The sequence below is a fragment of the Zoogloea oryzae genome, assembly GCF_030161255.1.
Taxonomy (GTDB): domain Bacteria; phylum Pseudomonadota; class Gammaproteobacteria; order Burkholderiales; family Rhodocyclaceae; genus Zoogloea; species Zoogloea oryzae.
In genome coordinates, this window is the sequence record NZ_BSPX01000017.1 from 14,548 (window position 1) to 36,224 (window position 21,677).

General features: G+C 66.8%; 22 protein-coding genes and 1 riboswitch. Of the genes, 7 read left to right on the forward strand and 15 right to left on the reverse strand.

Features of this window, described 5'->3' with window-relative positions; all coding sequences use genetic code 11:
• Positions 1 to 68: 68 nt before the first annotated feature.
• Positions 69 to 788, reverse strand: coding sequence for a uracil-DNA glycosylase family protein (locus QQK25_RS07515; RefSeq protein WP_284187384.1), 720 nt, complete (start codon positions 786 to 788; stop codon positions 69 to 71).
• A gap of 10 nt (positions 789 to 798) precedes the next feature.
• Positions 799 to 2,061 (reverse strand): AmpG family muropeptide MFS transporter, encoded by a 1,263-nt coding sequence (locus QQK25_RS07520; RefSeq protein WP_153160638.1) that lies wholly within the window; start codon positions 2,059 to 2,061, stop codon positions 799 to 801.
• A 128-nt stretch (positions 2,062 to 2,189) separates the two neighbouring features.
• Between QQK25_RS07520 and QQK25_RS07525 the strand changes: the two genes are divergently transcribed.
• Entirely contained in the window at positions 2,190 to 2,504 is a 315-nt protein-coding gene (locus QQK25_RS07525; RefSeq protein WP_284187385.1) for a hypothetical protein, read from the forward strand.
• A gap of 174 nt (positions 2,505 to 2,678) precedes the next feature.
• A complete protein-coding gene (locus QQK25_RS07530; RefSeq protein WP_284187386.1) occupies positions 2,679 to 3,170 on the forward strand; it encodes a methyltransferase family protein in 492 nt (163 codons plus the stop codon).
• A 6-nt stretch (positions 3,171 to 3,176) separates the two neighbouring features.
• On the opposite strand, the gene QQK25_RS07535 is transcribed toward QQK25_RS07530, so the two are convergent.
• Positions 3,177 to 4,100 carry a diguanylate cyclase domain-containing protein gene (locus tag QQK25_RS07535; RefSeq protein WP_284187387.1) on the reverse strand — a complete coding sequence of 308 codons (924 nt, stop codon included), beginning with the start codon at positions 4,098 to 4,100 and terminating at the stop codon, positions 3,177 to 3,179.
• A 161-nt stretch (positions 4,101 to 4,261) separates the two neighbouring features.
• Between QQK25_RS07535 and QQK25_RS07540 the strand changes: the two genes are divergently transcribed.
• Genes QQK25_RS07540 through QQK25_RS07550 form a run of 3 tightly spaced genes read left to right on the forward strand, consistent with a single transcriptional unit; the run spans position 4,262 to position 5,919 of the window.
• A complete protein-coding gene (locus tag QQK25_RS07540; RefSeq protein WP_284187388.1) occupies positions 4,262 to 4,855 on the forward strand; it encodes a cytochrome c oxidase subunit 3 family protein in 594 nt (197 codons plus the stop codon).
• Between the two features lie 9 nt (positions 4,856 to 4,864).
• Complete coding sequence (locus QQK25_RS07545; protein WP_284187389.1) at positions 4,865 to 5,125, forward strand: cytochrome C oxidase subunit IV family protein; 261 nt, start codon at positions 4,865 to 4,867, stop codon at positions 5,123 to 5,125.
• On the forward strand, positions 5,122 to 5,919 hold the full coding sequence (locus QQK25_RS07550; RefSeq protein WP_284187390.1) for a CbbQ/NirQ/NorQ/GpvN family protein: 798 nt from the start codon (positions 5,122 to 5,124) through the stop codon (positions 5,917 to 5,919). The genes QQK25_RS07545 and QQK25_RS07550 overlap by 4 nt, the downstream gene beginning before the upstream one ends.
• Positions 5,920 to 5,940: 21 nt before the next feature.
• Here the strand turns inward: QQK25_RS07550 and QQK25_RS07555 are convergent, their stop codons facing one another.
• The 4 genes from QQK25_RS07555 to QQK25_RS07570 all read right to left on the reverse strand — a co-directional run bounded on the left by QQK25_RS07555 (position 5,941) and on the right by QQK25_RS07570 (position 11,225).
• Complete coding sequence (locus tag QQK25_RS07555; protein ID WP_284187391.1) at positions 5,941 to 6,384, reverse strand: hypothetical protein; 444 nt, start codon at positions 6,382 to 6,384, stop codon at positions 5,941 to 5,943.
• A gap of 118 nt (positions 6,385 to 6,502) precedes the next feature.
• Positions 6,503 to 7,084: a GIY-YIG nuclease family protein gene (locus tag QQK25_RS07560; RefSeq protein ID WP_284187392.1), complete on the reverse strand. Its 582-nt coding sequence runs from the start codon at positions 7,082 to 7,084 to the stop codon at positions 6,503 to 6,505.
• Between the two features lie 30 nt (positions 7,085 to 7,114).
• Positions 7,115 to 10,828: a methionine synthase gene (gene metH, locus QQK25_RS07565; protein WP_284187393.1), complete on the reverse strand. Its 3,714-nt coding sequence runs from the start codon at positions 10,826 to 10,828 to the stop codon at positions 7,115 to 7,117.
• A 61-nt stretch (positions 10,829 to 10,889) separates the two neighbouring features.
• A riboswitch (S-adenosyl-L-homocysteine riboswitch) is annotated at positions 10,890 to 10,970 on the reverse strand.
• A gap of 9 nt (positions 10,971 to 10,979) precedes the next feature.
• Positions 10,980 to 11,225, reverse strand: a complete 246-nt coding sequence (locus tag QQK25_RS07570) for an oxidoreductase-like domain-containing protein (protein ID WP_284187394.1) — start codon at positions 11,223 to 11,225, stop codon at positions 10,980 to 10,982.
• A gap of 146 nt (positions 11,226 to 11,371) precedes the next feature.
• Here QQK25_RS07570 and QQK25_RS07575 point away from each other — a divergent pair, with 146 nt between their 5' ends.
• Together QQK25_RS07575 and QQK25_RS07580 are read left to right on the forward strand one after the other, a co-directional pair.
• Entirely contained in the window at positions 11,372 to 12,316 is a 945-nt protein-coding gene (locus tag QQK25_RS07575) for a DUF805 domain-containing protein (RefSeq protein ID WP_284187395.1), read from the forward strand.
• A gap of 33 nt (positions 12,317 to 12,349) precedes the next feature.
• Positions 12,350 to 13,771 carry a bifunctional aminoglycoside phosphotransferase/ATP-binding protein gene (locus QQK25_RS07580; protein WP_284187396.1) on the forward strand — a complete coding sequence of 474 codons (1,422 nt, stop codon included), beginning with the start codon at positions 12,350 to 12,352 and terminating at the stop codon, positions 13,769 to 13,771.
• A 4-nt stretch (positions 13,772 to 13,775) separates the two neighbouring features.
• Here the strand turns inward: QQK25_RS07580 and QQK25_RS07585 are convergent, their stop codons facing one another.
• The 8 genes from QQK25_RS07585 to napG form a co-directional block, all read right to left on the reverse strand.
• A complete protein-coding gene (locus tag QQK25_RS07585; RefSeq protein WP_284187397.1) occupies positions 13,776 to 14,087 on the reverse strand; it encodes a hypothetical protein in 312 nt (103 codons plus the stop codon).
• A gap of 296 nt (positions 14,088 to 14,383) precedes the next feature.
• Entirely contained in the window at positions 14,384 to 15,763 is a 1,380-nt protein-coding gene (locus QQK25_RS07590) for a cbb3-type cytochrome c oxidase subunit I (RefSeq protein WP_153160655.1), read from the reverse strand.
• A 28-nt stretch (positions 15,764 to 15,791) separates the two neighbouring features.
• Complete coding sequence (locus QQK25_RS07595) at positions 15,792 to 16,217, reverse strand: c-type cytochrome (protein WP_284187398.1); 426 nt, start codon at positions 16,215 to 16,217, stop codon at positions 15,792 to 15,794.
• 206 nt (positions 16,218 to 16,423) lie between these two features.
• Positions 16,424 to 18,451 (reverse strand): PAS domain-containing hybrid sensor histidine kinase/response regulator, encoded by a 2,028-nt coding sequence (locus QQK25_RS07600; RefSeq protein ID WP_284187399.1) that lies wholly within the window; start codon positions 18,449 to 18,451, stop codon positions 16,424 to 16,426.
• Between the two features lie 203 nt (positions 18,452 to 18,654).
• A complete protein-coding gene (locus tag QQK25_RS07605; RefSeq protein WP_153160660.1) occupies positions 18,655 to 19,314 on the reverse strand; it encodes a NapC/NirT family cytochrome c in 660 nt (219 codons plus the stop codon).
• 25 nt (positions 19,315 to 19,339) lie between these two features.
• On the reverse strand, positions 19,340 to 19,819 hold the full coding sequence (locus tag QQK25_RS07610) for a nitrate reductase cytochrome c-type subunit (protein ID WP_153160662.1): 480 nt from the start codon (positions 19,817 to 19,819) through the stop codon (positions 19,340 to 19,342).
• Entirely contained in the window at positions 19,819 to 20,694 is an 876-nt protein-coding gene (gene napH, locus QQK25_RS07615) for a quinol dehydrogenase ferredoxin subunit NapH (RefSeq protein WP_284187400.1), read from the reverse strand. The genes QQK25_RS07610 and napH overlap by 1 nt, the downstream gene beginning before the upstream one ends.
• Before the next feature lie 3 nt (positions 20,695 to 20,697).
• Positions 20,698 to 21,606, reverse strand: coding sequence for a ferredoxin-type protein NapG (gene napG / locus QQK25_RS07620; protein ID WP_284187401.1), 909 nt, complete (start codon positions 21,604 to 21,606; stop codon positions 20,698 to 20,700).
• Positions 21,607 to 21,677 lie beyond the last annotated feature (71 nt).

Genomic DNA, 21,677 nt, shown 5'->3' on the forward strand with positions numbered 1-21,677 from the left:
ACTTCAGTCCGACAACGCTGCCTGGTGTGCCTCGTCGATGTCGGACTTCAGTCCGACCTACAGGTGCCCTAACCCCACACGCCAAGCGCGACGAGCTGTTTGGTCGCCGCCTCGCTCCAGCCGCGATTGGCCGCCGGGCTGGCCGGGCTGGGGTGGAGCACGCGGCCGAACTTCACCGGCATTCCGCCCAACGCCTCCCGGGCGCGCGATTCGGCCCAGGCGCCCACACCGATCACCCAGTCGGGCTCAAGCGCCTCGGCCACGCGGCGCAGGTGGGCGTCGCAGGCCGCCAGCAGCGGGCCCTGCTCGGCGGCCGGGAGCTTGTCGGGCGTGAGGTTGCGGCCGTTGTCGAAGAAGGCCAGCGGGCAGTAGTTGGCCACGAAGTGATCGGCAAAGAAGGCCTCGGCGCTGCCGAAGCGCTCGGCAAACAGCCCCCACAGGCGCCGCCCGCTCACCTCGGAGCGCGGGCAGGCGAAGCCCTCGATGGGCCGCTTGGGGTTCTCGACCGCGGGCTTGCTCACCGCCGCCTCGATGCCCATCCAGTCGCGCACCGCGGCGATCTCGCCGAAGGGCACACCGGTCTGCACCATGCCGAAGGGGCCGGGGTTCATGCCCACGAAGATCACCTTCTTCTTGCCCTGGCCAAAGCGCTGCAGATACAGCGCATTGGGCGCCCAAGCGTAGTCGAGGGAGTTGTACACGTGGCTGACCGGCGCGGCGAAGCGCATCGGGGCCAGGGTGTCGCACAGGCTGCGGGCGGCGGATTCGAGGGGCGTCATGGTGGGCATCAATGGAAAATCAGGCGACGGCCGCGGGCGTCTCGCGCCACGGCGCCACCTTGAACAGCAGCAGCATGCCGGGCACCGCCAGCACGCCGCACAGCAGGAAGAAATCGAACCAGCCGAAGTACTCCACCAGCCAGCCGGCCGAGGCGTTGATGAAGGTGCGCGGCACCGCCATCAGGCTGGTGAATAGCGCGAGCTGGGTGGCCGTGTAGGCCGGGTGGGTGGTGCGCGCCATGTAGGCCACGAAGGCGGTGGTGCCGAGGCCCACGCCCAGCGCCTCCAGCCCGATCACCGCCGCCAGCACGCCGAGCCGGCCGGCGTCGGCCTCGGCCGGCCCGAGCCAGGCCAGCCACGCAAAGCCGAAGATCGCCAGCCACTGCACCACGCCGAACACCCACAGCGCCCGGTTGATACCGAGCTTGACCATCCACAGCCCGCCCAGAATGCCGCCGATCACGCTGGGCCACAGGCCGGCGTTCTTGGCGACGAGGCCGATCTCGGTCTTGGAGAAGCCCATGTCCAGATAGAAGGGCGTGGCGAGCGCGGTGCACAGCGAATCGCCCAGCTTGTAGAGAAAGATGAAGCCCAGCACCACCAGCGCCGAGCGCACGCCGTGGCGGCCGAAGAACTCGCGGAAGGGCTCGACCACCGCGTCGCGCAGGGTGCGCGGGGCGCCCCGGGCGGCGGCGGGCTCCTTCACCAGCAGCGTCATCACCAGCCCCGGCGCCATGAACAGCGCGGTGACCAGGAACACCTGCGACCACGGCAGGTGATCGGCCAGCACCAGCGACAGGCTGCCCGGTACCAGCCCGGCGAGCTTGTAGGCATTCACGTGGATCGCATTGCCGATGCCCAGCTCGATCTCGGGCAGGAGTTCGCGCCGATAGGCGTCGAGGACGATGTCGAGGGTGGCCGACAGAAAGGCGATCAGCGCCGTGAGGCCGATCACCAGCCCGAGCTGATGAGTGGGCGACAGGGTGCCGAGCCACGCCACCGCCGCCAGCAGGAGCAGCATCGTCAGCGCCATCCAGCCCCGCCGGCGGCCGAGGAGCGGCAGCGCGAAGCGGTCGAGGAAGGGCGACCAGACGAATTTCCACGTATATGGAAACTGGATGAGTGCGAACGCACCTATCGCCTTGAGTGATAGCCCCTCGGTCTTCAGCCACGCCGGAACCAGGTTGAGCAGCAGGTACAGCGGCAGGCCCGACGAGAAACCGGTAAGCACGCAGATCAGCATGCGGCGGTTGGCGAGGGCGCGCCAGGGGGATTCGGTCATGGGCGGAACGGGGAAGCGGAGGGAAGGATGCAGGCCAGCGGGGGATGATAACAATCGGTTACTTGATCTTGCCGCCGGCCCACCGAAAAATGCGTCAATCAGGGTGGAAAAATAACGAGGAGACCCGAATGTACACCGTCACCGTCGTGTTCCGGGCAGACCGGGAATACGAATTTCATGTGCACGCCGCCGACGTGGCCAATCTCACCAAGGCCAGCGCCCAGGACTGGCTCCACGATGAGTTCGACGAGCTCGAATGCACGCCGAGCAACCCGGTGGGCAAGGTGTTGATGCTCGACGTGATCCTCAACGTGGCCAAATACGGCGGCGAGCAGCGCTTCGCCCAGGGCGGCGAATGGGCGCGGAGCTTCGCAAGCAACGTCGCGGTGGTGCTCGACCGCCCCGCCGTGCGCATCGACGTGCCGGGCTTCGTGGTGGGCTGAACGCCACCCTGCACCGCGCCGCCCCGAGGCCTAGAATGGCGGCTGACGACGGCATCCGGCCGTCGAACGGGGATGACACGCGGTGGCAGGCACACGGAAAGGCAACACGGCTCACGGCATTCGCCGACGGGCGGATCTGATTTCCGGGGCGCGGCCCCAAGCCGGGAGCCGGCCATGAAGCGCGGCACGCCCTGGTGGAAAGGCCCCCGCGGCGAATGGTATGTGGTCGCCCAGGGCGGCATCTTCGCGCTGATCGCCTTCGGGCCGTCTTCATTGCCGGGCCTTCCGGCCTGGCCGCGGATGCTGGCGTTTCCCGGCCAGGCGCTCGGCGCGATGCTGCTGGCCCTCGGCGTCACGATCTGCGCCGCGGCCGTGCTGCGCCTGGGCCGCAACCTCACGCCCCTGCCCCATCCCCGGGACGACTGCCGGCTGGTGGAAACCGGCCCCTACGGCTGGGTCCGCCATCCGATCTACTCCGGGCTGATCCTGGCGACCTTCGGCTGGGCGCTGATCGCCCAGGGCTGGCTCACGCTGCTGTGGGCCGCGCTGCTGCTGGTGTTCTTCGACATCAAGTCGCGACGCGAGGAGGTCTGGCTGCTGGAGCGCTTTCCGGCCTACGCCGACTACCAGCGGCGCGTCCGCAAGCTGATCCCCTTGATCTACTGAGTCGCATCAGCCCAGCTCGGCCCGGTTGCGGCCGTTCTGCTTGGCCCGGTAGAGGTTCGCGTCGGCGCGCCGGAACAGCTGCGCCAGGGCACCTTCGGCGCGACTCATGTGAACGCCGCCCACCGACAGCGTGCTCACGCCCCACTCCGCATTGCGCGCATGGGCAATCCCCTGCCGGCACACCGCATCCACCGTGACCCGGGCGATCTCGGCGAGCGCTTCGGGGGTGCAGCGGGGCAGCATCATCGCGAACTCCTCGCCGCCATAACGCGCCACGAAGGCATCGTGGGCCAGGCGCCGGGCATTGACCTCCTCGACCACCTTCTGCAGCGTCGCGGCGATCGCCCGCAGGCAGTCGTCGCCCGCCAGGTGGCCGTAGTGGTCGTTGAACAGCTTGAAGTTGTCCACGTCCATCATCAGCAGCCCGAAGGGCGCACCGCAGCGGATCGCCTCGCCCCACTGGTGGTCGAGCCGCAGATCCATGTAGCGGCGGTTGAACAGGCCGGTCAGCCCATCCTGGCTGGCCTGGGCCTCAAGCTTGCGGTTGGCGAGGGAGAGTTCGGCCCGCAGCCCGGCGATGCGCGCCATGGCCTTCATCTTGGCCTGGACCACGCCCTCGGGGGCCGATTTGGGGATGAAGTCGTCGCCGCCGGCCTCGATGGCCATGACGAGATTTTCCGGGGTGTCGGAGCCGGTGAGGAAGATGATCGGCGTCCACGCCCATTCCTGGGTGGCCTCGACGGCGCGGATCTGCTTGGCGGCCTCGAACCCGTTCATCACCGGCATCTCGATGTCCATCAGCACCAGATCGGGCGCCGACGCCTGAAATCGCTCGACGGCAAGCTGCCCGTTCTCGGCGATGACCACCTCGTGGCCGATCTCGACGAGCCGCGCACCAAACACCGTCGTGATGGTTCGGGAGTCATCCACCACCAGAATCCGCATACTCCCTCCCGGAGCGTGTTCTTATATCTAAAGTAATATTAGACGGGAAACCTTTCGCATCTCTGACGGCATGCGCTGACGCCGTCCGGGCTGGCACTTGGTGCAGATCAAGGCTGGCCGCCCGCCGCCCGCCGATACTCGCGGGCATGGACACCACCGCACCACCCCAGCCAGCCCCCCACCCGGCCAGCGCGCCGCCCGGTGATCTGGCGATCTGGTTCTTCATCCTCGCCGAGCTGCTCGCCTTCGGGGTCTTCTTTGCGGCCTATGCCTTCGGGCGCGCCCACAACGTCGAACTCTTCAACACCATGCAGGAGACGCTCGACCGCCAGGCCGGCGCATTCAACACGGTGCTGCTGATCACCGGCAGCTGGTGTGTGGCCCGGGCGGTCGAGGCGGTCGGGCGGGCCCGCTCGCAAACCGGCGCCCGCTGGCTCGTCGCCGGCATCGCCTGCGGCGGCGGCTTTCTGGTGGTGAAGGGCTTTGAATACGCGGCGAAGTTTGGCGCGGGGATCAACCTGTCCACCAACACCTTCTACATGTTCTACCTGTCGCTCACCTTCTTCCACTTCATGCACGTCATCCTCGGGCTGGTGATCCTCACCGCCCTGTGGTGGAAGACCCGCCAGGGCGACTACGGCCCGGACAACATGAACGGCATCGAAACCGGCGCGGCCTACTGGCACATGGTCGATCTGGTGTGGATCGTGCTGTTTCCGCTCGTCTACGTGATGCGCTGAGGGATTGCGATGAACACCAGACACCTCAACATCGTGCTGGTCGTGCTGCTCGCCGCCACCGTCGCCACCTTCGAGATCGGCGAGCGCGGCGGCGCCGGAACGGCCGCCATGGCCGCGCTGCTCACCATCAGCTTCATCAAGGGCCGCCTCGTGGTGCTCGACTTCATGGGCCTGCGCGGGGTCAAATTCTTCTGGCGCGGCCTGCTGCTCGGCTGGCTGCTGCTCGTCTCGACGCTGATCGCCGTCGCCTACTGGATCGCCATCCCATGAATGCCCCGATGACCACCAACATCCCGTTCTATGAAGCCGCCGGCAACGAAGTGGAAGTCTTCGAGCAGGCCTGGAAGAATCGCCTGCCGCTGATCATCAAGGGCCCCACCGGCGTGGGCAAGACCCGCTTCGTCGCCCACATGGCGGCGCGGCTGGGGCTGCCGCTGTACACCGTGGCCTGCCACGACGACCTCACCGCCGCCGATCTGGTCGGCCGCCACCTGCTGGGCGACGGCCAGACGGTGTGGTGCGACGGCCCGCTCACCCGCGCGGTGCGCGAAGGCGGCATCTGCTATCTGGATGAAGTGGTCGAAGCCCGCCGCGACACCACGGTGGTGATCCACCCGCTGGCCGACGATCGCCGCGTGCTGCCCATCGAGCGCACCGGCGAACTGCTCCACGCGCCCGACAACTTCATGCTGGTGATGTCCTACAACCCCGGCTACCAGAATTTCCTGAAGGGCCTCAAGCCCTCCACCCGCCAGCGCTTCATCAGCCTGCGCTTCGAGTTTCCCAGCGCGGCGCGGGAGGAATCCATCCTGCTGGGCGAAGCCGCCTGCGACCCGATGCTGGCGAAGCAGCTCGTCTCCATCGCCGCCCGCCTGCGCAGCCTGAAAGATGTGGATCTGGAAGAAGTCGTGTCCACCCGCCTGCTGGTCTACGCCGCCAAGCTGGTGAAGGTCGGCCTCGACCCCATCGAAGCCTGCCGCTCGGCGCTGGTGGAAAGCCTCACCGACGACGCCGACGTGGCCGACGCGCTGCTGGAAGTGGTGCGGGCGACGTTTGGGCGGTGACGGCAGGCGGCATCGCGAGCACTAACGCTGCAGCGGCGCGAGCACGAGTCGAACGCCTGCGGCTGCAGCCAGGTCTGCAAGACGACTGCGCTGCGCCTCATCGTCCAGCACCACGAGCAAAGACACGTCGGACACAGCCTTACCCTTGACGTCCTCCAACGCCCGGGCAACTGTTGCTGCAGTCAGGGCGTCATCGTCGCCGACAACCCCCAAGACCTTCACCTTAAATTTGCCCTCAAAGAACTGCCGCACGACACCGGAATTCCCCGAGGGAACGCCGGAATTGAGGGCGCCAACCATCAGCATCGTGGCGAGCGCATTATTGGCCTCCTCAATGCTGACCACCGTCACCGAGTTCTGACCTTGCTCGGCCGCCAGCCCCATGATCCGCTGGTGCTTGGTTTGAGACAGCGGATCAGCAAGAGCGACAACCGAAATCAGGCTGGCAGCCAGAAAAACCAGCAAGTTACGCAAGCAAAACATATATAAATAACACCAGCAATGAATTAAGCCATTCATCATACCCGATGTTATTTACGACGATCAAATACAGCGGCGATCAGCGCAGAGGTGGAAAACCCACTCAATCCACTTTCGCTATGTGCTTGCGACCCGTTTGCGTGCGCGCGAGCTTGCCGTCGCGCATCAGCAGTCCGATCACACTGTACGAGAGGTAGTCCTTCGAACCGCCGCCATAGTCGCTGCGCAAACCCAGCAAGCTGGCGGCGTCTGAGTTGGAAATCCCCTGGGGGTTGGCCTTCGCCAGCTCGAGCACCGCATCCTTCAGCAGCGCCAGCCCGACCTGGGCCTTCTCGCGGACGCCCGTGGGGACGACCACCGTCGCACGGGCTTTTCGGGCAAGCCCCGACGGCATGACGGCGTTTGTCAGCGAGCCGCCGGTTTCGATCGTCCCGAAGGCCGCGATCAGTTCGGCTTCGATCTTGAGCGCCTGCGCCTCGGTCAGCGTATCCACGAGCCGGACGACCAGCACCTTGGCCCCCGCGGCTTCGATCTCCTTGATCCGCTGGCCCTTGAGCGAGTCGTCAGGATTGACCAGATGGTCGTGGGCGCGCGTGCCGGTGCCCTTGCCGATGTAGAACGGCAGGGCCGGCGACTGCCGGGGGTCTTTCAGGGCATAGACGTAGTACGACGTATCCGTGCTCATGGTCGAATCCCCCGGATCCTGCTCGATCGCTTACAGCAGCGGCGCCAGCCACCTTTCCGCTTCGGCCACCGTCATGCCGGTGCGCTTCGCCCAATCCTCCAGCTGATCCCGCCCGATCTTGCTGACCGCAAAATAGTGACTATCCGGGTGGGCGAAGTAGAAGCCGGAGACGGCTGCCGCCGGGGTCATCGCGAAGCTCTCGGTGAGGCCCATGCCGGTGTTGGCGGGCACATCGAGCAGCTTGAAGAGGTCGCCCTTGACGGTGTGATCGGGGCAGGCCGGGTAGCCGGGAGCCGGGCGGATGCCCTGGTAGGCTTCCTTGATGAGCTCTTCGGTGCTGAAGGTCTCGGCCGCCGAATAGCCCCAGAACTCCTTGCGCACGCGGGTGTGCAGCCATTCGGCGGCGGCTTCGGCGAAGCGGTCGGCGAGCGCCTTGAGCATGATCGCGTGGTAGTCGTCGTGGGTGCGCTCATAGGCAGCGAGGCGGCCCTCGATGCCGAGGCCGGCCGTTACCGCGAAGGCGCCCACGTAGTCGGCCACGCCAGATTCCTTGCCCGCGACGAAATCCGCCAGGCAGTAGTTGGGCTTGCCGGCCGGGCGTTCGTGCTGCTGGCGCAGGCCGCGCCAGGTCATCAGCACGTTGCTGCGGGATTCGTCGGCGTAGATCTCGATGTCGTCACCCACCGCGTTGGCGGGGAACAGGCCGATCACGCCGCGGGCCTTGATCCACGGGTTGGTGTCCTGCTCGGCGACCATCCGGGCGAGCATCACCTCGGCGTCGGATTTGAGCTCGCGGGCGGTCTCGCCGACAATCTCGTCGTCGAGGATCTTCGGGTAGCTGCCGGCCAGATCCCAGGTCTGGAAGAACGGGCCCCAGTCGATGAAATCGACGAGCTCGGCGAGGTCGATGTCGAAGGCGTGCACACCCAGCTGGGCGGGCTTGACCGGCTTGTAGGCCGGGTCGAGGTTCCACCGGAAGGCGTTGGCGCGGGCGGCGTCGAGCTTGACCATCGCGACGCCCTTCTTGCCGGCGTGCTGGGCGCGGATCTTCTCGTAGTCGGCGGCCACCTCGGCGGCGTAGCCGTCACGCTGGCCTTCGGAGAGCAGGCTGGTGACCACGCCCACCGCGCGGGACGCATCGGGCACGTAGATCACCGGCCCGCTGTAGTGGGGAGCGATCTTGATGGCCGTGTGGGCGCGGCTGGTGGTGGCGCCGCCGATCAGCAGCGGAATCGACTGGCCATCGGCAAAGCCCTGGCGCTGCATCTCGGTGGCCACGTGGCTCATCTCTTCGAGCGACGGCGTGATGAGGCCGGACAGGCCGATGGCCTGGGCGCCGTGCTCGCGGGCCGCGTGGAGGATCTTGTCGCAGGACACCATCACGCCCAGGTCCACCACGTCGTAGCCGTTGCAGCCGAGCACCACGCCGACGATGTTCTTGCCGATGTCGTGGACGTCGCCCTTCACGGTGGCGATGACGATCTTGCCCTTGCTGGTGGCGCCGGTGCGCAGCTTCTCGGCTTCGATGTAGGGGATGAGGTGGGCCACGGCCTGCTTCATCACCCGGGCCGACTTGACCACCTGGGGCAGGAACATCTTGCCAGCGCCAAAGAGGTCGCCCACCACGTTCATCCCGGCCATCAGCGGGCCTTCGATCACGGAGAGCGGCGGCTTGCCTTCGGCTTCGAGCTTGGCGCGCACTTCCTCGGTGTCGGCCACCACGAAATCGGTGATGCCCTTGACCAGCGCGTGGCTCAGGCGCGCCTCGACCGGCTGCTCGCGCCAGGACAGATCCGGCCCGGAATCCTTGGCCTTGCCTTCCTTCACCGTTTGCGCAAACTCCACCAGCGCCTCGCCGGCGCCGGGGTGGCGGTTGAGCACCACGTCCTCGACCTTGGCGCGCAGCTCGGGCTCCAGGTCGTCGTAGACGCCGAGCATGCCGGCATTGACGATGCCCATGCTCATGCCGGCCTTGATGGCGTGGTACAGGAACACGGTGTGGATCGCCTCGCGCACGGGGTCGTTGCCGCGGAAGCTGAAGCTCACGTTGGAGACGCCGCCGCTGATCTTGGCGTAAGGCAGGTTGGCCTTGATCCACGCCACGGCGTTGATGAAGTCCACGGCGTAGTTGTCGTGCTCTTCGATGCCGGTGGCGATGGCGAAGATGTTCGGGTCGAAGATGATGTCTTCGGGCGGGAAGCCGATGCCGGTGAGCAGCTCGTAGGCCTTGGCGCAGATCTCGGTCTTGCGGGCGAAGGTGTCGGCCTGGCCCTTCTCGTCGAAGGCCATCACGATCACCGCGGCGCCGTACTGGCGGCACAGGCGCGCCTGGCGCAGGAACTCGGCCTCGCCTTCCTTCATCGAGATGGAGTTGACCACGCCCTTGCCCTGGATGCACTTGAGGCCGGCCTCGATCACGCTCCACTTGGACGAATCGAGCATGATGGGCACGCGGGAGATGTCCGGCTCGGAGGCGATGAGCTTGAGGAACTTCTCCATCGCCGCGAGGGAGTCGAGCATCGCCTCGTCCATGTTGATGTCGATGACCTGGGCGCCGTTTTCCACCTGCTGACGGGCCACCGCCAGGGCGTCGTCGAAGCGGCCTTCGAGGATCATCCGCGCAAACGCGCGGGAGCCAGTGACGTTGGTACGCTCGCCCACGTTCACGAACAGCGAGTCGGCACCCACGTTGAAGGGCTCCAGGCCCGACAGGCGCAGCTTCTTTTCAATATCCGGCACCGTGCGCGGGGTGACGAGACTGACCGCATCGGCGATCGCCTTGATGTGCGCCGGCGAGGTGCCGCAGCAACCGCCAACGATGTTCACGAGCCCGGAGCGCGCCCATTCGACGATCTCGCTCGCCAGCTGCTCGGGCGTCTCGTCGTAGCCGGTGGGCGACAGGGGGTTGGGCAGGCCGGCGTTGGGATGGGCCGAGACGAAGGTGTTGCAGACGTTGGAGAGCTCCTCCACGTACTGGCGCAGCTCCTTGGCGCCCAGCGCGCAGTTGAGACCGAAGCTGATCGGCTGGGCGTGGGAGAGGGAGTTCCAGAAAGCCTCGGCGGTCTGGCCCGACAGGGTGCGGCCGGAGGCGTCGGTGATGGTGCCGGAGATCATCACCGGCACGCGCTTGCCCAGATCCGCAAACAGCTTCTCGACCGCGAACACCGCGGCCTTGGCGTTGAGGGTGTCGAAGATGGTTTCGATCAGCAGGATGTCGGCGCCGCCTTCGAGCAGGCCTTTGGCCGAATCGTAGTAGTCGTCCACCAGCGCATCGAAGCTGATGTTGCGGTAGCCCGGATCGTTCACGTCCGGAGAGATCGACAGGGTGCGCGACGTGGGGCCGAGCACGCCGGCGCAATAGCGCGGCTTGGCCGGGTTGGCGGCGGTGAATTCGTCGCACAGCGCGCGCACGAGGCGGGCACCTTCCACGTTGAGCTCGTAGGCCACGTCGGCGAGGCCGTATTCGGCCTGCGACACGCGGGTGGCGTTGAAGGTGCAGGTCTCGATGATGTCGGCGCCGGCCTCCAGGTAGGCCCGGTGGATGCCGCCGACCACGTCTGGCCGGGTGAGCACCAGCAGGTCGTTGTTGCCCTTGAGATCCTTGCCGTGTTCGGCGAAACGCGCCCCCCGGTAGTCGGCTTCACCCAGCTTGTGCTGCTGGATCATCGTGCCCATCGCCCCGTCGAGGATCAGGATGCGGTGGGTCAGTTGATTGTGGAGTTCGGCGGTACGGTCGGGCTGCATGGCGGTTCCTAAAAAAATCGGCCGGGGCGCGCAAAGAAAAACGGCGCAACAAACCTGGCAAGGTTTGTGAGCGCCGTTGATCGGTTGCCGAGCCTGGCCTGCTGGATGGCTTCATCAGCAGGTCGCAACGCTCCTCGGCAAGCGGCGGATTTTACAAGGGTTTTGGCGTATCCGCCAGCAGTGCGCGGGCGTCGTCGCGCCACCATCCGAGGGCCGCGTAGAAGCCTTCCCACACGCAGCCGTTGCAGCCTCGGCCGCAGCAGGCGGTGGGCGGCGGGGGCGGGTTGCGGTGGGCCAGCCCACGCCCGGCAAGACGCTCGCGGATGGCAGCGATCTGCGCTTCGGCCTCGGCCAGGGTGGCGGGCCGGAAATCAAAGGGGTCGGCGGCGGCGTTCATCGGCGGCTCCGGCGGAAAAGGGCGCGAACATATCACCGGCGGCCAGCCGGCGAAAGCGCCCGCCCGCCGCCCGTTCATCTGCCCGTCATTGCCCGACAGCCGGTGGGGCCGTAGAATCCCGCCCGACACGCCATCGGGAAAGCACCTTGGAACCCGTCCATAACATCGTCTTCTTTGGCGAAACCCTGCCGGGCTACGACCGCAGCGTCGCCCGCATACAGCTCCAGACCCTGCTCGGATGTTCCCACCAGACCATCCATCAGGTGTTCTCGGGCCAGCGCGTGCGTCTGCGCAAGGGCCTCTCCGCCGTCGAGGCCCAGCGCTACGAGCTGCGACTGAAGGGGATCGGCCTGAAGGTGGCCATCGACCCGCCCCTGCCGCCCGACATGCTGGACAAGCGCCTCAGCGCCGCCCGCGATGACACCACCCGCAGCAGCGCCTCGGGCCTGCCCCAGGTGGTCTGCCCGGCCTGTGGCGAGACCCAGTCGCTGCGCACCGTGTGCCGGGCGTGCTCGATCAACATGCCGGGGTTTCTGGCCGCCCAGGCGGCCAAGAGCGCCAACGCCGCCCAGCCCCAGGGCGCGATGGACAAGACGGTGCCGGTTGCCAGCGAATTCCTCGGCGTCGGACTCAACGGGCGCTTCGGTCGCGGCCTGATGTTCCAGAGCTTCCTCGTGGGTCTGACCGCCATCAACCTGGGCCTCATCGCGCTCTTCACGCTCGGCTCCATGCCCCTGTGCCTGCTGGCCGGATTCGCCGGCGGGTTCTTCAAGATCCGCGCCCTCATCCGCCGCAGCCACGATCTGGACTGGCGTGGATGGGTGTGGCTGGCCCAGCTGGTGCCTGTGCTCGGGCTGTATTTCACCTTCAAGCTGGCCTTCTGGCCCGGCCGCGCGGATGCCAACGAATGGGGCCCGCACCGACGCACCAGCGTACCGGCCTTCCTGCTGGCGCTGGCCGCATACCTGGGCAGCCTCGGCTATCTCGCCCACGTCGCGCCGGCCGATGCGCCGCTGCTGCCGAGCGACGACGCGGGCGCCGTATTCACCCGCGGGGCTGCACCGGCCGCCCCGGGCCGGGCGGCCGGCTGAACAACATCGGCTTGACGGTACGATAATCCGCTCATGACTGCCCCCTTGCCCCCCTGGCTGGAAGACTTCCGGGCGCGCCACGACGCGACAGTGATCGAGACCCACATCTCGTGGCTGCTGCTGGCCGGCGCGCTGGCCTGGAAGATCAAGAAACCGATCAGCCTGCCCTTTCTCGATTACGGCAACGCCGCGCGCCGGCGCTGCTGCTGCGAGGCGGAGCTGCGTCTCAACCGGCAGTTCGCGCCGGATCTATACCTGGGCACGGAGGCCATCGGCCACAGCGACGACGGCGAGGAATGGGCCGTGCGGATGCGCCGCTTCCCCGAAGCCCAGCGCCTCGACCACGTGTGCGCCCACGGCCACCTGCGGCTCGACCAGCTGTCGGCCCTGGCGACCACCCTGCACCGCTTTCACACCCGCACCGCGGTGGCCGGCCCTGAGAGCCCCTTCGGTGAGCCAGCCCAGGTGTTCGCCCAGGCCATCGAGAACTTCACCGAGCTCGTCACCCTGGCGCCAGCGCACGCCGACCGCCTCGCCGCCCTCGAAGCCTGGACCCGCGACGAGTACGCGCGCATCCGCCCCACCCTCGCCGCCCGCAAGGCGGCCGGACGGGTGCGTGAATGCCACGGCGACCTGCACCTGGGCAATCTGGTGCTGCTGGACGACCGGATCACGCCCTTCGACTGCATCGAATTCAACGACAGCCTGCGCTGGATCGACGTGGCCTCGGAGATCGCCTTCACCTACATCGACCTCCTCGATCACCGGCGCCCCGATCTGGCCACCTGGCTGCTCAACGAGTGGCTGACCGTCTCGGGCGATTTCGAGGCCATGAAGGTGCTGCGCTTCTATGCGGTGTATCGGGCGATGGTGCGCGCCAAGGTAGCCGGGCTGGGCGGCGAGCGCGAGGGCGTGGACGCCTACCTGCGCCTCGCCGGCGAGATCGCATCCCCGCCGCCCCCGCGGCTCACCATCACCTTCGGGGTGTCCGGCTCGGGCAAGACCACCGCCAGCGCCGATCTGCTCCTCGCCGATACAAGCGCCACCACCCTGCGCCTGCGCTCGGACGTGGAGCGCAAGCGGCTGTTCGGCCTCGGCCCCCTGGACGACAGCCGCGCAGTGCCCGGCGGCATCTACACCCCGGACAGCACCCTGCGCACCTACGCCATGCTCCACGACACCGCCGGACTGCTGCTGTCCGCCGGCTGGTCGGTGGTGGTGGATGCAGCCTTCCTGCGGCGCGACGAGCGGACGCGCTTCCTCGCCCTTGCCAGCGCCCACGGCGCCCCGATGGGCATCCTGGCCTGCTCGGCACCTGCTGGCGAACTCCGCCGCCGCCTGCTGGCGCGCCACGGCGACGCGTCGGAAGCCACCGTCGATGTGCTCGACCGGCAGCTTCGCTGGATGGAACCGCTCGACGCCGACGAACAGGCCCGGGCGGTCGGGCCGGCGTGACTGACTAGCGCAGGGTACCCACGTAGCGATCCACCGGATGGGTTGCCGCCGGCCGGCCAGCGCGCAGCCGCTCCAGCAGACTGGCGCGAGCCGGGGTGTCGCTTTCCGGGGGCGGATCGAGCTCCATGGCCGCCCGCAGGCGGTCGCACAGCTCGATGAGTTCGGCATGGCCGGTTTCACCGGCGAGCCGCACGATCTCCCGGGCGTATTCCTTGTTGCTACGCATGTACTCCACATCGGTGATGCGGTTGGTCACCCGGCGCATGAGTACATGAATGCGGCCGAGCAGGCCGAGAATGACGGAATCCGATTCCATGACTGCTCTCTCTGATGTAGGTTTTTAACAAACCCACAGCAAATGCCGTGCCGCCCCGAAACCACGGGAATCCGGGCTTGCACGGCACGGAAACGCCCCATGACGAAGCATCCCGGATGGCTGAAGCACTGCAGTGGTGCATAAAAGCACTTTGCCACCCGGCGTGACGCTGCCTGCACCATGTCATGCCGGAAACCGCCCCCGAAATGGGCATCGCGCGCACCCCACTGCTCGACCAGAAACGAAAAGCCCGGCTTGCGCCGGGCTCGTCGTACCAACTTACCACCTGAAACAGCTTAGGCTGCGCGGCTCTTGGTCTCGCCGCCCACGAAGAAGCTGGCGATGTAGACCAGCAGGCCCACCAGGAACATCACGCCAGTGCCTTCACGCAGCCAGTAGAAGATCGCCAGCTGGTCCTGCGCGGCCATGAACGGGATCGGCGTGGCGCTGTAGCGCTGCAGCCAGACCTGCAGGATGCCCGCGGCGGTCAGGAACAGGGTGATGAACACCATCGCGACGGTCATCAGCCAGAACGACCACATCTCCATCACCTGCGCCTTTTCGCTGTTGGCAGCGCGGCCCCGCAGGATCGGCATGGCGTAGCTGATGATGGTGATGACAACCATGGCGTAGGCGCCGTAGAAGGCCATGTGACCGTGAGCCGCGGTGATCTGCGTGCCATGGGTGTAGTAGTTCACCGGAGCAAGGGTGTGCAGGAAGCCCCACACGCCAGCGCCCAGGAAGGACATCACGCCGGTACCGAGGGCCCACAGGGTGGCGGCCTTGTTCGGGTGTTCGCGGCGGCGGCGGTTCACCATGTTGAAGGCGAACACGGTCATCGCGAAGAACGGGATCGGCTCGAGGGCAGAGAACACGGAACCCCACCACTGCCAGTATTCCGGCGTACCGATCCAGAAGTAGTGGTGGCCGGTACCGATGATGCCGGTGACGAGGGTCAGGGTGATGATGACGTACAGCCACTTCTCGATCACTTCGCGGTCGACACCGGTCACCTTGACCAGCACGAAGGCCAGCAGTGCACCGAGGATGAGCTCCCAGACGCCTTCGACCCAGAGGTGCACGACCCACCACCAGAAGTACTTGTCCAGCACCAGGTTGTGCGGGTTGTAGAACGAGAACAGGAACATCACCGCCAGGCCCCACAGGCCCATCATCAGCACGATGCCGATGGAGGTCTTGCGGCCCTTGAGCATGGTCATGGTCAGGTTGAACAGGAACACCAGCGCGACGACCACGATGCCGATCTTGGTCAGCAGCGGCTGCTCGAGGAACTCCCGGCCCATCGTCTCGAGGATGTCATTGCCGGTGAACTTCGCCAGGGTGGCGTAGGGCACGAGCAGATAACCGAGGATGGTCGCCGCACCGGCGACGAGGAAGACCCAGAACATGAGCAGCGCCAGTTTTGGCGAGTACAGCTCGGTCTCGGCCTCTTCCGGGATCATGTAGTAGGCCGCGCCCATGAAGCCGAAGAGCAGCCAGACGATCAGCAGGTTGGTGTGGACCATCCGGGCCACGTTGAACGGGATGGCGGGGAACAGGAAGTCGCCGATCACATACTGCAGGCCCATGATGAGGCCGAACAGGATCTGACCAAGGAACAGCCCGATGGCCGCGATGAAGTATGGCTTCGCGACCGACTGTGAGGAATATTGCATGGTTGATAGCTCCCTTTCAGATCGGCAATCAGCCTTCGATGTTGGGCGGCCAGTTGGCAGTGTTGATCTCGGACGTGTACTTCAGGAACTCGACGAGATCGTTCAGCTGCTGGTCGGTCAGGTGGAAGTTGGGCATCTGGCGACGACCCGGGGCACCCGTGGGCTGGGACTGGATCCAGGCCTTGATGAACTCGGGGCCGCGACGCTTGTAGACGTTGCCCAGCTCGGGAGCGAAATACGCGCCCTCACCCAGCAGGGTGTGGCAACCGATGCAGTTATTGACCTCCCACACCTTCTTGCCCGCCGCGACAGCCGGCGTCAGGTTGGCCCGGTTGTCCCGCTTGGGAAGGGTCTGCATCGAATCGAAGGTCAGCGCGATGAACAGGAGCGCAAAGAAAACAGTGCCCCCGAAGAAGATGTTTCGCGCCATTGATTTTGTGAATGTCCCGCTCATGGAACCTCCCTGGATGGCATCGCTGCACGACGCAGCTTGGCCGGGATGGTGCGGGCTGGAGGGGGGACGAGTCCTTGATGGCGGTCAAGCGGGCCGGGCAGTGGCAGCACCGGACGCCCGCGAGCAGGCGGGAACACGCGCCGCGACTGCGTTCTGGCGGCAGCCGCGGGAATGACAAAGGAACGGATTAAGGCTGATTCGGCCGTTCAGCCGAGCTCGGAAGCCCGTTGCCGCAGCCAGCAGAGGACGGTCGAGAAGACCCGGTCAGGATCGATCGGCTTGGCGATGAAGTCGTCCATGCCGGCAGCCAGGCACCGCGCCCGGTCTTCGGCGAAGGCATTGGCGGTCATGGCGACGATGGGGATGTTCCGGCCCTGGAGCAGTTCGCGGATCTGCCGCGTGGCCTCCAGGCCGTCCATGTTGGGCATCTGCATGTCCATCAGGATCAGGTCGTAGCCGGCGTCCTGCGCCACGCGCCGCACCGCCTCGGCGCCGTCCTCGGCGGTGTCGACCTGCAGGCCGGCGCCGACCAGCATCAGTTCGGCGATCTCACGGTTGATGGGCTCGTCGTCCGCGAGGAGGATCCTCCGTCCGGCAAAGGACTCCATGAGGGTGGCCTCGGCGTCGGCGTCGGCGTCGAAGTGCACCGCAGGCAGACCGGCACGCTGACCACGCCCAAGCCGCGCGGTGAACCAGAACGTGCTGCCCACCCCCGGACAGCTGGATGCGCCCGCAGCCCCGCCCATCCGCTCCGCCAGTTCGCGGGTGATCGCCAGCCCCAGGCCCGTCCCCCCGTGCTTGCGGGTCATGGTGTTGTCGGCCTGCTCGAAGGCGCGGAAGAGTCGGGACAGCACCTCCGGGTCGATGCCGATGCCGGAATCCTCGACCTCGAAACGCAGCAGGGCAGCGTCGGGGGTTTCCTCCAGCAGCTTCACCCTCAGGATCACGCTGCCGCCTTCGGTGAACTTCACCGCGTTGGCCGCGTAATTGAGCAGCGCCTGCTGCAACAGCGTGGCGTCGCCCAGCAGATCGGCGGGCAGCGGATCGCACTCGGTGGCGAGCCGCAGGCGCTTTTCGACGGCGCGGACATGAAGCATCGAGACGACGTTCTGCAGAACGCTCTCGACCCGCAGCGGCGCTTCGGACACGACGATCTTGCCGGCCTCGATCTTCGAGAGCTCGAGGACGCCATTGATGATCTTGAGGAGGTGCTCGCCCGCCCCCACCAGCTTGTCGAGCTGGGCCGCCTGCTCGGGCGTGAGCCCGCCGCGGCGGATGAGGTAGGCCATGCCGGTGATGGCGTTGAGGGGCGTGCGGATCTCATGACTCATGTTGGCCAGGAAGGCACTCTTGGCCACGCTGGCGGCCTCGGCGGCCTCCTTGGCCCGGGACAGCTCGGCGGTCCGCTCGGCGACGAGCAGCTCCAGGCTGTCCCGATGGCGGGCCAGCTCGTCCTGGGCGGCCTTGCTTTCGGTGATGTCGCGGGTGATCGACAGCAGGCAGGGCTCGCCGTTGAACTCCATCGGCGACACCGAGAACATGCCCCAGAAGATCTCCCCGTTCTTCTTGCGGAAACGGGCCTCCAGCCTGACCCGCGCCTGCTCCCGGCGCACCTTCTCGGCAAAGGACACGCGGTCGTTGGTGTCGGCCCAGATGCCAAGCTCCAGGGAGCTGCGGCCGATGAGCTCGTCGCGGCTGTATTGCGTGATGTCCAGGAAAGCCTGGTTCACGTCGACGTAAACGCCGCCCGCCAGGGTCGTGATGGCGATCGCATCGAGGGTCGTCTGGAAGGCCGTGCGGTAGCGCCGCTCGCTCGCTTCGATGGTCTGGATCGAGCGGACCATCTCGGTGACATCCCGAAAATACCAGATCCGGCCCAGCAGCTCGCCGTTGCCTGCCCGCCAGGGAATGGCATGCCCCCGGAGCGTGCGGCCATCCTTGAGGGGCACATCGCCGGAATCCACCTGCTCCATGAGCGGAAGCACATGGAGCCCCCATTCCTGGAAGTGCGCGGGCGCAACAACCCGCGACAACACCGCGTCGTAGATCGGATCGAAGGGGCTCCGGAACAGCGCGGCCAGCGGTCCGGGCGGACGGGGCACGCCCCACACCGAGAAGAAACGCTCGTTGACGGCGACGAGGCGATTATCCCGATCTACCGCCAGCACGCCGTCCTCCGAGCCTTCGAGGATCGCGCTCAGCAGGCAGGCCTGGGATTCGTCATCATTCCGCATGGGAACCAAGAGAGTCCGACTCCGGAGTTCGGGAGAGAAAATGCCAGCCGGGACATCCGGCGGCAGGGGTTACCCGAATCTTACTCCAGTCGCTTCACCCTGGCGGCAGTAGGCCTTTCTCCAGACGGAAAACGGGCCGCATGACGCGGCCCGCCTCCCCCCTTGCCCGAGCCTTGCGACCCGGGGTGCTCCATGTCGGCGGATCAGCCCTTCGCGGCCTTGTCGGCCTCAGGCTTGGCCTCTTCAGGCTTGGGCGTGGGCGGATGGAATTCCTCCGGCGTCGCGCCTTCCTTCGGCGCGCCAATGGCCTGTTCGACTTCCGGCAGCGTGTGGGCGATGCCCTTGTGGCAGTCGATGCAGGTCTTGCCTTCGTTCAGGCCGGTCTGGTGCATCTTGGACGAACGGCGGCCCTGCTCGGCGTAGTCGAAGCTGTCGAAGTTGTGGCAGTTGCGGCACTCGCGGGAGTCGGTCTTCTTCATCCGCTCCCATTCATGCTTGGCCAGCTCCAGCCGCTTGGCGTTGAACTTCTCGGGCGTGTCGATCGAACCCAGAACCTTGTGCAGGACTTCGTTGGAAGCCTGGATCTTGCGGATGATCTTCGGGCCCCACTCCTTCGGCACGTGGCAGTCCGGGCAGGTGGCCCGCACGCCGGAGCGGTTGGAGGCGTGGATGGTGGAGCGGTACTCCTGATAGACGTTGTCCTTCATCTCGTGGCACGAGATGCAGAAGGCTTCCCGGTTGGTCCATTCCATGGCGGTGTTGAAGCCGCCCCAGAACACGATGCCGGCGATGAACAGCATCGCCGCAAACCCCCAGCCGAGGGATCGGATGCGCCCGATCAGGCCCTTGTTGTTGGTATCCATTTGTCCGAACTCCCTTGTCTATCCGTCAACGCATCCCGGTGCCGGGCTTGAAGGTGTTGCCCACCAGCGGCTTGGCGTCGCTCTGGGGCACGTGGCACTGGTTGCAGAAGTAGCGGCGCGGCGACACGCTGGACAGCTCCTGGCCTTCGCGATCCTTGAAGTGGGTCACCGAGATCTTGGTGGCGCCGGTTTCCTTGGCACGGGCCCAGGCGTGACAGTCGAGGCACTTGTTGAAATTCTTGGTGACCGTGTAGCCCTTGATGGTGTGGGGGATCAGCGGCGGCTGCTGGACGAAATCCCGGGGCAACGGGGCGGAATCGCGGCCGTAACGGGTGCCGTCGCCTTCTGGGTCGCTGGCGTTGATTTCGGCACCGCGCAGGGTCATGAGCTTGATGGCCGGCTCGCCAGCGGCAACAGCAGCGACAGGAGCAAGGAAAGTCTGGGCAAGGCACACGGCCAGGGCGGCTGCCCGCAGGCGGGCGGAATGGAAGGTCGGCTTGTTCATCACTCGCTCCTTTGATCGAACCTATGGGTCATTTTGAAAACTTGTTTGTCGCACACATCGATGCAGCGGCCGCAGGTGGTGCAGTCTGAGGCCAGGATCAGGGGGCTCTCCTGCCCGACCTGCTTGAGGGCCGGGCGGATCACCTGGGGTTCGGGGCACACCGCGAAGCAGTCCATGCAGTCGTCGCAGGCGGCGCGCTTGCTGGCGGAGACGCGCACCAGCGCCTTCCTGCCGAGCAGGCCGTAGAAAGCGCCCATCGGGCACAGGTGACCACACCAGCCGCGGCTGGCCACCAGCAGGTCGTACAGAAAGATGCCGGCGATCACGAACAGCCCGCCGCCCATGCCGAAGATCAGGCCCCGGTGCAGCAGCGACACCGGATTGACCCATTCCCAGGCCAGGCTGCCGGTGACGGCGGCGGCCACGAGCAGACCGCCCAGCAGCCAGTAGCGGGTCGCAGCGTCGGGCACCCGGCCGGTCTTGATGCCGAGACGGCGACGGCTCCAGGCGGCGGCGTCAGTGACCACATTGACCGGGCACACCCAGCTGCAGAAGATCCGCCCGCCCACCAGCAGGTAGAAGCCGAGCACGATGGCCGCGCCGATCAACGCCGACGAATACGGCAGATGGCCGGTGACGAGGGTCTGCAGCACCAGCAGCGGATCGGTGAGGGGCAGCACGCCAAGGGTGAGGGACGAGGACAGGTTGCCCTTGACGATCCACACCCCGAACCACGGCCCGGCCAGGAAGGCCAACAGGATCAGCAGCTGGCTGGTGCGGCGGAGGATCAGCCAGCGCTGACGCTGCCACAGGCTGCGGGCCGGGGCGCAGGCGGCGTCGGCCGGCCTGGCGGAAGAAATCGTGGTGGTCGCCATGATCTACGGCTTCCAGTGGGAGTTGATGCCGCCGGCGGCCTTCGCAGGCGGCGGTGGCGCGGCCGGCGCGGCAGGTGCCGGCGCCGGGCCAGTCGGGGCGACCACGGTTTCGGTGGCGGCGCGTCCGGCAGTGGGGCCCTCGAAGCCGCGCACGGGCAGCTCGACCTGATCGCCGATCAGCGATCCGCCGTGGCGGGCCTTTTCTTCCCACCCCTTGCGGTAGTGGGCCGGCAGCGCGCCCTGGGCCAGCTGGCGCGGGAAGACCTTGATCGCCGCGACCGGCAGCACGCAGGATTTCTCGCACTTGCCGCAGCCGGTGCAGGCGTCGGAATGGACCGTCGGCAGCAGCATCGCGTGGCGGTCGGAGCGCGGGTTGTGCTGGGTTTCGAGGGTGATCGCCTTGTCGATGACCGGGCACACCCGGTAGCACACGTCGCAGCGCAGACCCAGGAAGTTGAGGCAGCTCTCGTGGTCCACGAGGGCGGCGAGGCCCATCTGGGCCTTGTTGATGTCGGTGAGGCTGCGGTCGAGGGCGCCGGTGGGGCAGGCCTTCACGCAGGGGATGTCCTCGCACATCTCGCAGGGCACCTGGCGGGCGGTGAAGTAGGGCGTGCCGGCGACGACCGGATCGCCGAGATCGGCGAGGTGGAGGGTGTCGTAGGGGCAGTCGCGCACGCACAGGCCGCAGCGCACGCAGGCCGCAAGGAAGTCGGATTCAGGCAAGGCGCCGGGCGGACGCAGGGCCTGGGCCGGCAAGGCCGACGCGCTCTTGGCATACAGCCCCGCCCCGAGCGCCAGCAGACAGCCGCCGCCAGCCGCGGCAGCCACGCTGTTGATGAACTTGCGCCGGGCCGCCGACGCCGGTGAGGCGGCATCGGAGGGCTTGCGGGCGGGTTTCTTGCCGGTATCCATGATTGTTCTGCTTTGATCCGGGTGGTGGCGACAGGCCAGGCGTCAGCCCAGCCTGCAGCCAGCCACCTGGA